Below are 9,569 nucleotides of genomic sequence, written 5' to 3'. Positions count from 1 at the left end.
GGGTGTTGGGGCTTGGAGGGCCTTCCATGAGGGCTCCTGTCGGGTTGGGCGTCTACGCGGTGACCAGGTCCGGGCCTCGTCAACTGGCTTGAGGGCGGGGGTACTTCCTCGTGGCGCGGGGTGGTCGAGTTGATGCCGACGGTAGGGAAATGTTTTCCTTTTACGCAAGCTTCTCCCGCTGATGTCACCTGTGCGGGTGACGCGCCAACAGCTCGGTGACTCACGGTTGTTGAGATCGGCAGACTGCTCGATCAGGAGGTCGGACATGGCACCCAGGAGCAACCCCAGCGAACGTCAGCGCAGGCTCGGAGCGGAACTGCGCAAGCTGCGCATGCGCGCCGGACTTTCCGGCGAGCAAGCCGCAGCGTTCCTGGACGCGGACCGCGCGAGGATCAGCAATATCGAGACCGGACGCATCGACGTGTCACGCAACCGCCTGTACAAGGTTCTCCGGGAGTACGACTGCCCGCCCGGGCCGTACTTCGACGGACTGATGGCGATGGCCCAGGAGAACGGCAAGGGCTGGTGGGAGAAGTTCGCCGATGTCATCGGCCCCGCGGCCCGGGACCTGGCCGAACTCGAATCACGGTCGACCGTGCTGCGCAGCCACGGGCCGATGGTGATCCCGGGCATGCTCCAGACCGAGGAGTACGCCCGTGCCGTGCTCGGCATCACGGAGGCCGACCCTCAACGCGCCGACCGGTACGCCGAGTTCCGTGTGGCTCGGCAACGCGTACTCACGGGCGACTCACCGGTGAAGTACCACGCCATCATCCATGAGTCGGCACTGCACACCCGAGTGGGTGGACCGGAGGTGATGCGCCGGCAGTTGCTGCGCTTGATGGAGGTCTCCCGGCTGCCCAACATGACCGTGCAGGTGTATCCGTTCGAGGCGGGCATCTATGCCGCGCACAGCCGTTCATTCGTCATCTTCGGCGGCGACGCCCCAGAACTGGACACGGTGTACCTGGAACACCCGACGAAGTCGCTCTTCCTGTGGGATGGAGCCCAACTCGACGAGTACGCCAAAATGTTCGAGCGACTCTCGGAGCTGGCGCTGGCGCCTGTCGACCCCGAAGCGGCTCCGGAGTCGCACGAGTCCCGTGACTCACTGAGTCTGATCCAGCACGTCATGTACGCCCTTTGAAAGGACCCGCCATGCCCGAACTCGTCTGGCAGAAGTCGTCGTTCAGCACGGGCGGCGAGGGCGAGTGCGTAGAGCTGGCGGCAACGACCCCCGACCGCATTCACCTCCGCGAGAGCGACCACCTCGGCGAGATCGCGACCGTCACACCCCACGCCCTGGCAAACCTCCTGCACGCTCTCAAAGCCGGAAACCTCAGTCGCTGAGCCGAGCTGCCTACGTGGGGTCCCGCCGGTAATGCTCCAGGATTGAACGCTAAGGAATGATCTTGGTCTGCGGGGGTCTCGGTTCGATCACTGCCGGGACTGGTGTGGCGCCTGCTGCCTAGCGTCACGAGCTGTGACTGTTGAGTATCTTTCAGAAGAGCAGATAGCCCGGTACGGGCGCTTCGCCGGGGAGCCGTCGGTCCAGGAGCTGGAGGAGTTCTTCCGGCTGGACGCGACCGCGCTGGAGCAGGCAGCGTCCAAGCGGCGGGCCCACAACCGGCTTGGCTGGGCGGTGCAGTGGGGCACGGTGCGCATGCTCGGCACCTTCTTGTCGACGCCGGCCGATGTACCGCCGGGGGTGGCCGCGTTCGTCGCCGAACAGATGGGGATCGACGACGCGTCCAGTCTGAAGCTGTATCCGGAACGACTGCCGACCCAGCACGAGCATGCCCGCGAGATCCGCAAGCCTGGACAAGGACTACGGGCCGCTGCAGCCCGTCTCGCGCCAGTGCGTCCAGGTCGAGCGGATCCGGCAGAACTGGGAGGACATGCTCCGCGTCGCCGGGTCCCTGCAGACCGGCAAGGTCCGCGCGTACGACCTGTTGCGGATGATGACCTCCGGCGACCGCATGACCGGCCTCGGCGACGCGTTCGCGCACTATGGCCGGATCTTCAAGACCCTGCACCTGCTGCAGTTCATCGACTCCGAGGCATACCGGCGCATGATCGGTGTCCAGCTCAACATCGGCGAGGGCCGCCACGCACTCGGGCGGCGGATCTTCTTCGGGCGCCTCGGCGAGCTCCGGCACGGCTACCGGGACGGGATGGAGGATCAGCTCGGAGCACTGGGTATGGCGATGAATTCGGTCGTGTGGTGGAACACCCTCTACATCGACGCCGCGGTCAAAGAGTTGGAGGCCGGCGGGCTGACCATCTCACCCGAGATCCGCTCCCGGCTCTCTCCGCTGGTCCACGAGCACATCAACTTCCACGGGCGCTACCCGATCGTCCGCAGCCACGGCGACGGGGCCCTTAGGGCGCTGCGGGACCCGAACGCCACCGAGGAATAGACGCAAGCGGCCCCGGTGCCGCCCCACGGAGGGAGGGGCGGCACCAAGGCCGTGCGTCTCTGAACCCGGGGTGGTGGGCGCCATGCCCACGAGCACGAAGGTCGGGAGCGGCCTGCCCGGCGGGATGCGCCCGCTGCGGGACAAGGACGCCACCGACGACGAGTAGGGCGGTCACCGGCCCGTCGTGGTCGCCACCACCTTGACCAAGGCGTCCGCGCTGGCCAGAGCCCCGGAAGGGGGATACGGGAGCCGTCACATCGGCCGGGGCCGTTACGGCTTCGCGGACCCGCTCGGCGGAGGTGGGGCTCGTCACCGATAACGGTGACGGCCCCGTCGAAGCCTGGCGGCGCAGGGCCTCGGCGGTCGCCGGTCCGCCCGCGGAGGCACCGACGACCACGACACGTGCGGTCGCTTCTCCTCCAGCCGGATGGCCGCGGCGGGGCAGACGGCGGCGGACTCGCGTACCCCGTCGTGGAGTTCGGGCGCGGGGTGCTCGCCGAGGAGGACGGCCATGCCGTCCTCGTCCCGCTGGTCGAAGACCTCCGGAGCGATCAGGACACACTGACCCGAGGCCACACACTTAGGCGCCCTTGGCCTCCAGGGCCTTGGCCGTCGAAAAGTCGGCGTCAACAGGTCAGCGCACCGTGCGCCGCTGGATGGCCGCATCCAACGTCCGGCGGTCAGTCGGACGGCGGCAGCAGTCTCCTCATCAACGCCTCCTCAAGCTCGCGCAGGATGGTGTCGTCATCGACAAAGGAATGCGGCAGGGTGTGCCAGAGGGCGAACTGACCGTGCAGGCCGGTCCACAGCAGGACCCCCAGCGTGTCGGCCTCCTCGCGTTGCTCGGGACACGCTGCGGCGAGGTACTGGTCAACGGCATCGGTCCACGCGATCAGCACCCGGTCGAGCGGATACCCGGTGGCGCGCCGGTCCTCCGCCGAAGTCTGCTGCTCCAGGCTGAACATGAGCCGATAGCGGCGGGGATTGTCGACGGCGAACCCGCGGTAGGTGCCCACGATGGCGCGCAGGACACCCCATGCGCCGGCACCGGCCTCGGCGGCCGCCCTTCCGGCCTCGCGCATGGTCGACGCCAGCGCGGCGTACCGGGCATCGAGCACCGTCCGCACCAGGTCGGTCTTGTCGTTGAAGTGCAGGTAGATACTGGGCGCGGCGATGCCCAGCTCGCGGGCGATGCCACGCAGAGACAGGGCGTCCTCGCGACCGGACTCCTCCAGGATGCGGGTCGCCGTGTCCAGGATGTCCTGCCGGAGGCGCTCCCCTTCACCCTGCCGGTAGGGCACACGCCGCTTCTGGGCTGCCGAGTCCACGCTTCCTCCTCCGTACCCCGCCGGTTGCGACTGGGCTTTCATCATCGGCCATCCACGGCTTGCCACCCGTCTGGAACGGGCCTCGCCAAAACAACCTAACGGCGTTAGGCTCACCTCGACAACCACCTAACGGCGTTAGTCACCCTAACGCCGTTAGGTCGATGAGAGGAGCCCTCGTGCCCCCTGGCCCCACGCCCGAATTCGTCCTCGCCCGGCCGAGGACCGCACCCCTCGATCCGCCTCCCGCTTACTCCCGCCTGTGCAAGGAGGCACCGATCAGCCGCGTCACCATCTGGGACGGCCGGCGCGGCGCCTGGCTGGTGACCCGCTTGGGAGGACGCCCGTGCGGTGCTCGGCCACCCCGCCTTCAGCAGCGACCCCTCACAGCCCGGCTACCCGGACGTGCAGCCGGATCAGCCGCCCCAGCCGCCCGGCTTCTTCGCCAACGTCGACGCACCCGTCCACACCACGATGCGGCGCACGCTCACCCGCGAGTTCATGGTCAAGAAGATCGACGCACTGCGTCCCACCATCACCGGCATCACGGGACAGCTGCTGGACGAGATAGCCCGGTCACAGGGGCCGGTGGACCTCGTGGAGCGTTTCGCCCTGCCGCTGCCCTCGCACCCCGCTGAGCGGGGGGACTCGGCAGTAACCGATTGGCCCGGGACCGCCTTGAGCGGAGGCGGTCCCGACGCGCCGAATCCGTGGGGACGGGATCGGCGCGAGGTCCCAGGTCCGGCGGTGGACCTTCCCCCAGTCCGCCGCCGGATCCGAGGACGCCACCGCGCTCTCTGAGGGTCCTGTCCGACATGCGGCCTACCCGACAGACTGCAGCCCATCGGACCGCCAGCCGCCGAGCCTCACCTTTCGTAGTCCTGTCCGCTTTTCCGCATTCCGAAATTCCGTTGCCAGTTTCGAAGGGGCACCCCTATGTCCGAAACAGCCCGCAAGGCACCCAGCGTTCCCGACCCCAACCGCTGGCGAGCCCTCGCATTCATCTCGATCGCCCAGCTGATGGTCATCCTCGACGCGACCATCGTGAACATCGCCCTGCCCTCCGCTCAACAGGACCTGGGCATCTCGGACGGCAACCGCCAGTGGGTCATCACCGCCTACGCCCTCGCCTTCGGCGGTCTCCTCCTGTTCGGCGGCCGGATCGCCGACCTCTGGGGCCGCAAGCGCGCCTTCGTCATCGGTCTGGTGGGCTTCGGCGCGGCCTCCGCACTGGGCGGCGCCGCCACCAACGAGGCGATGATGTACAGCTCCCGTGCCCTGCAGGGCGTCTTCGGCGCCCTCCTCGCCCCCGCCGCTCTCTCCCTGCTCTCCGTGACGTTCACCGACGCCAAGGAGCGCGCCAGGGCGTTCGGCGTCTACAGCGCGATCTCCGGTGCCGGCGGCGCCGTCGGCCTGATCCTCGGCGGCGTCCTGACCGAATACCTGGACTGGCGCTGGACGTTCTTCGTGAACATCCCATTCGCCGCGATCGCCGCAGCCGGTGCGTACTTCGTCATCAGCGAGCCGGAAGGCGGGCGCAACCGCTCGCCGCTCGACATCCCCGGAGTGATCCTGTCCGCCCTCGGCCTGGTCGCGCTGGTCTACGGCTTCACCCGCGCCGAGTCCGACGGCTGGAGAGACTCCACGACCCTCGGCCTGTTCGTCGCCTCCGCGGTCCTGCTGCTCGCCTTCGTCATCACCGAGGCCAAGGTCAAGGCCCCGCTGCTGCCCCTGCGCGTGGTCACCGAACGCAACCGCGGCGGCGCCTTCCTCTCGTTCGGCCTCGCGAACATCGCGATCTACGGCCTGTTCCTCTTCCTCACCTACTACCTGCAGATCGTCAAGGGCTACTCGCCGATCAAGACCGGCTTCGCCTTCCTGCCGTTGGTTGTCGGCACGATGATCGGCGCGACCCAGATCGGCACCCGCCTGACGCCCCGCGTGCCGGCGCGGCTGCTGATGGGTCCCGGCTTCCTGGTCGCCGCGGCCGGCATGTTCCTGCTGACCCAACTGGAGGTCGGCTCCTCGTACGCCGGTCTCCTCCTGCCGACCCTACTGATCGTCGGCATCGGCCTGGGTACCGCGTTCATGCCCGCCATGTCCGTGGCCACGCACGGGGTGGAGTCGCGCGACGCCGGTGCCGCCTCCGCCATAGTCAACACCTCGCAGCAGCTGGGCGGCGCAATCGGCACGGCCTTGCTGAACACCATCGCCGCCTCCGCCATGGCCTCGTACATCACAGACCACATCGCCACGGCCGCGACGAAGCCCCAGCAGCAACTGGTCCAGCTCCAGGGCATGGTGCACGGCTACGCCAACGCCGCCTGGGTCGCCGTCGGCATCGTGGCCGGCGCCGCCGTGATAGCGCTGGCTCTCATCAACGTCGGCCGCCCGAAGGCCGATTCGAGCACCGGCGAGGGACCCGAAGCCCAGGTACCGGTGATCGCACACTGACAATGCCCCCTCCCGAGCGGGCCCATGGTCCGCTCCGGCTCCTCCGCATCCGGAGCCGGGGCGGGCCTTCTTCGGTCCCGACGGCCGACAGCAGAGGGCGCTGGTGCCCGGCCTCACCATGGCCACCCCGAGCGAGTCCACGGTGGAAAACCTGCAGCCGCAGATCGAGTACAACTTCTACGGCGCCGTCACCGCCGCCCGCGCCGTATTGCCCGCCATGCGGGAGGCCGGAGCCGGGACCCTGCTGTTCACCACCGGCGGCGGCTCCATCAACCCCGTCCCCATGCTCGGCAACGTCAACGCCGCGGCCGGAGCACTGCGCAACTGGGTGCTCAACCTGCACAACGAACTGGCGGGTAGCGGCGTGTACGCCGCGCACGTGGCGATCAGCACCTGGATCGGTGACGACGGCCCCGAAGGCATCCCCGCAGCCACCCCCGACCAGATCGCACCCTTGTACTGGGACCTGCACGAGCGCCGCGACCAACCCGAGGCCGTCTTCACCGGCTGACTCACGCCGGCACTCCGTCCGCTGCCCACGGGCGGCGGACGTCGTTCTCGCGGTCGGCCCGAAGCTGCCGGTATGGGCTCGATATCCCAAGTCGGCGATGGTGGGCGGTTCGTGACGGTCGGAGGATACGCCTGCCGGCACGACTTCCGGTGATCATGGAGTGTCGAGTTCGCTGATCACCACAAACGGAAGACCGTGCCTGCTGCGCAGCGCAACGCGTCGGCCCCGCCCTACGGGCCGTACGACCCGCCGCCCGCCGGTTCAGCCCAGACCGTCGGCGCCGACCGGGACGGCGGATTCGTCGAGCAGGGCGTCGGTGACGGTACGGCGCAGTCATAGACCGTATCTCGCTCGCCGAGGTCGCCCGCCGCATCCAGGACGGTGTCCCGCCGTCCCTGCGCGGCCGGGTGTTCGCGGCGACCGCCGACCTGGCGGCGCTCGCGGGGTGGGTCAGCCACGACTGCGGCCGGTACGCCATCGCCCAACGCTTCTGGAGTTACGGCACGTACGCGGCCGGGGAAGCGGGGCGGCGCGACCGCGGGGTGGAGATCGTCACCCGCATGTCGCACCAGATGATCTACCTCGGCCACCCGCAGGACGCCCTCGGTCTCCTCGGCGTCGCCGCGAAGAAGGCCACCCTGCCCGCGACGAGAGCGCTGGTCGCCTCGCAGACCGGCCGGGTGCACGCGGCCCTCGGCGACGAGCGGGAGGCCGACCGGTACCTCGGCGACGCCGACGGCCTCCTGGCGGACGGACTCGGCGACGACGTCCCCGAGTGGGTGAGCTACTTCGACGCGGCCGAGCATGCCGGCGCCCGCGCGGTCTCCGCCCGCGACCTCGCCGGACTCCACCGCGGCCGCCGAGTGGCGAGCGGCCATTTCGAGGACGCCCTGAAGCTGCGCAAGCCCGGCTCGACCGCGTGAAGGTCATGGACCGCGTCGGGCTCGCAGCCGCGCTGCTCGACGAGGGCGAGGCGGAGCGGGGAGCCGCCGCGGCGCACCAGGCGCTCGACGACGCGGCCCGCGTCGACTCCACCCTCGTGGCCTCCCGCCTCAACATGCTGCTGGAGGCGGCCCGGCCGTACGAGACCGCCGCGGTGCAGGACGTACGTACCAGGGCTCGGGATCTCGCCACCGCCCGTCCGACCACCATCGCGGCCTGAGACCATCGAGCGCATGGGTAAGCACTCCCGACCCGGACCCCTGAACCAGCCGTCGCGCGCCGTCCCGCGCGTCGACGACGGCGACCCGCTCGCCGCGTACGAGAAACGGCGCCGCCCACCCATGGACGTCCACCGGCGTCACCGGCCCCTGCACGGCGGCGCCGGAACACCTCCGCCCGGACGAGCCGCGGGCCCTGGAGGAGTGGAACGGATTTTCGTACGAACCGGCGGGCACGGCGCCGAACCTCGCGGAGGCTCAGCAGTGGGTGAACGAACAGGTGTCCGGTGAACGCGGTGACGAGTCGGCGTCCGCCGCGTGACGCTCGCATCGCTGCCGCGAACGGACATGTAGCGCAGTGTGACGGCAGTCACCGGCGGTCATTCTCATAAATGACCCTTTGCCCGAGCAGGATCAAGAACGGGACGCTGGACCCTTGATGATCTTGAATTGGTTTCCCGGAACCCGTTCTCACTCAAAAGTGGGAGCGACCCCCTTCTGAGACTTGCATTGTGCGAAGATCCGGGGTCATGACGGACCCTCAAGACCCTTCCGCGTCCGGCCGGTCGGACGCGGACGACGTCGAACGCCGCCCCTGCCCGAAGTGCGACGCACAGCCGGGCTCGCCCTGCCGCTCGCGCTCCGGCGCGGTCGCCTCCGCTTACCACACCGGCCGCTTCACCAAGGTGCCCCGGCTCGCCAAGCTCCTGCGGGTGCCCACCCCGGCCGACCGTGGGCCCGGACAGCCGTGGCGGCCCGGCACCCCGCCGCCGGCCCCCATCGACCCGGCCCTGCCGGGCGCGGACATCCGCATCGGGTACGCGAGATGCTCGCACCGCAGCCAAGAACTCGACTCGCAGCTCGACGCGCTCACCCAGCACGGCATCCCGCGGGACAAAATCTTCAGCGAGAAGATCAGCACCCGCATCCGCGTACGCCCACAGTTCGAGGAGGCGCTCAAGACCGCGCGGGAGATCAAGGCCCACGCCCCCCACTGCCGCGTGATCTTCACGGTGTACGAGATGAAGCGACTGGGACGGGACGCGGCAGAGCTGACCGCCCTCGCGGACCATCTGACCGCGCACGGCCTGGTCCTGGAGATGCTCGCCGGACCGCTGCCGGGAATGTACGACCCCAGCGGCCCCGGCAAGCTGCTGTTCGCGTTCTTCGCAGCGATGGCTGAGACCGAGCGGGAGAACATCCGGGAGTCGACGCTCGAAGGGCTCGACACCGCCGCCCGCAAGGGCAAGCACGGCGGCCGGCCGCCGGTCATCACCGACGACATGCTGCACACCGTGCTGCGGCGCCGGGCACTCGGTGAGTCCGTCGAGCAGATCCAGCCCGACCTGATCATCCCCACAGGCAAGCGCAAGGGACAGAACCCTTCGGTGGCAAGCGTCTACCGGGCCCTGGCCGAGTACGCCAGGCGCGAGGCGTACCCCGAAGCCGTCGAGGCGGCCCACGCCGACTTCGCCGCCCTCCAAGCCAGCGAGTTCCCGGGCCCGCGGGCCGAGCCCGAGACCGTACGGTGAGCCCCGCACGGTTCCGGACAGCACAACAGCCCAGACCCGAGCATGATCATTCCTTAGCGTTCAATCCTGGAGCGTTACCGGCGGGACCCCTACGTCTGCTGATCCGGCGGGCCCTCCTCCGCATGCAGCGCCCCCTCCCCCACAACCCGCACTCCCGTCTCCTCCCC

Annotated in this window: 12 protein-coding genes and 2 pseudogenes; 12 read left to right on the top strand and 2 right to left on the bottom strand. The window is 69.3% G+C overall.

From position 1 onward, the window contains the following. Positions 1-265: 265 nt before the first annotated feature. The 4 genes and pseudogenes from G5C60_RS47435 (at position 266) to G5C60_RS47420 (ending at position 2,420) form a co-directional block, all read left to right on the top strand. Positions 266-1,147, top strand: a complete 882-nt coding sequence (locus tag G5C60_RS47435) for a helix-turn-helix domain-containing protein (RefSeq protein ID WP_165269972.1) — start codon at positions 266-268, stop codon at positions 1,145-1,147. Between the two features lie 11 nt (positions 1,148-1,158). Next, complete coding sequence (locus G5C60_RS47430) at positions 1,159-1,350, top strand: DUF397 domain-containing protein (RefSeq protein ID WP_165269970.1); 192 nt, start codon at positions 1,159-1,161, stop codon at positions 1,348-1,350. 133 nt (positions 1,351-1,483) lie between these two features. Then, positions 1,484-1,756: pseudogene (locus tag G5C60_RS54400) on the top strand (DUF4158 domain-containing protein); the annotation flags it as partial. A gap of 40 nt (positions 1,757-1,796) precedes the next feature. After that, positions 1,797-2,420 carry a Tn3 family transposase gene (locus G5C60_RS47420; protein WP_165269968.1) on the top strand — a complete coding sequence of 208 codons (624 nt, stop codon included), beginning with the start codon at positions 1,797-1,799 and terminating at the stop codon, positions 2,418-2,420. Positions 2,421-2,831: 411 nt separating this feature from the next. Here the strand turns inward: G5C60_RS47420 and G5C60_RS47415 are convergent. Continuing rightward, positions 2,832-3,050, bottom strand: a pseudogene (locus G5C60_RS47415) (ferredoxin); the annotation flags it as partial. Positions 3,051-3,100: 50 nt separating this feature from the next. Then, positions 3,101-3,748 (bottom strand): TetR/AcrR family transcriptional regulator, encoded by a 648-nt coding sequence (locus G5C60_RS47410; RefSeq protein ID WP_338146134.1) that lies wholly within the window; start codon positions 3,746-3,748, stop codon positions 3,101-3,103. A 348-nt stretch (positions 3,749-4,096) separates the two neighbouring features. On the opposite strand from G5C60_RS47410, the gene G5C60_RS47405 reads away from it, so the two are divergent. The 8 genes from G5C60_RS47405 to G5C60_RS47380 all read left to right on the top strand — a co-directional run bounded on the left by G5C60_RS47405 (position 4,097) and on the right by G5C60_RS47380 (position 9,402). Continuing rightward, entirely contained in the window at positions 4,097-4,546 is a 450-nt protein-coding gene (locus G5C60_RS47405) for a cytochrome P450 family protein (RefSeq protein ID WP_165269964.1), read from the top strand. A 135-nt stretch (positions 4,547-4,681) separates the two neighbouring features. Further along, positions 4,682-6,199 (top strand): MFS transporter, encoded by a 1,518-nt coding sequence (locus G5C60_RS47400; protein ID WP_165269962.1) that lies wholly within the window; start codon positions 4,682-4,684, stop codon positions 6,197-6,199. 118 nt (positions 6,200-6,317) lie between these two features. Next, positions 6,318-6,710, top strand: coding sequence for an SDR family NAD(P)-dependent oxidoreductase (locus G5C60_RS47395; RefSeq protein ID WP_165269960.1), 393 nt, complete (start codon positions 6,318-6,320; stop codon positions 6,708-6,710). A gap of 195 nt (positions 6,711-6,905) precedes the next feature. Continuing rightward, positions 6,906-7,049 (top strand): hypothetical protein, encoded by a 144-nt coding sequence (locus G5C60_RS47390; RefSeq protein WP_165269958.1) that lies wholly within the window; start codon positions 6,906-6,908, stop codon positions 7,047-7,049. Between the two features lie 68 nt (positions 7,050-7,117). After that, positions 7,118-7,633: an NsdA family TPR-like regulatory protein gene (locus G5C60_RS52845; protein WP_241267589.1), complete on the top strand. Its 516-nt coding sequence runs from the start codon at positions 7,118-7,120 to the stop codon at positions 7,631-7,633. Further along, on the top strand, positions 7,630-7,872 hold the full coding sequence (locus G5C60_RS52840) for a hypothetical protein (protein ID WP_241267588.1): 243 nt from the start codon (positions 7,630-7,632) through the stop codon (positions 7,870-7,872). Before G5C60_RS52845 ends, G5C60_RS52840 begins: the two co-directional genes overlap by 4 nt. Positions 7,873-8,066: 194 nt before the next feature. After that, positions 8,067-8,192 (top strand): hypothetical protein, encoded by a 126-nt coding sequence (locus G5C60_RS52835; RefSeq protein WP_241267590.1) that lies wholly within the window; start codon positions 8,067-8,069, stop codon positions 8,190-8,192. Positions 8,193-8,400: 208 nt separating this feature from the next. Next, positions 8,401-9,402: a recombinase family protein gene (locus G5C60_RS47380; RefSeq protein ID WP_165269956.1), complete on the top strand. Its 1,002-nt coding sequence runs from the start codon at positions 8,401-8,403 to the stop codon at positions 9,400-9,402. Positions 9,403-9,569 lie beyond the last annotated feature (167 nt).

It is taken from the genome of Streptomyces scabichelini, from assembly GCF_011045015.1.
Classification (GTDB): Bacteria; Actinomycetota; Actinomycetes; order Streptomycetales; family Streptomycetaceae; genus Streptomyces; species Streptomyces scabichelini.
Note: the sequence above shows the minus strand (reverse complement) of the source record. Positions and strands in the feature narration are given on the sequence as shown.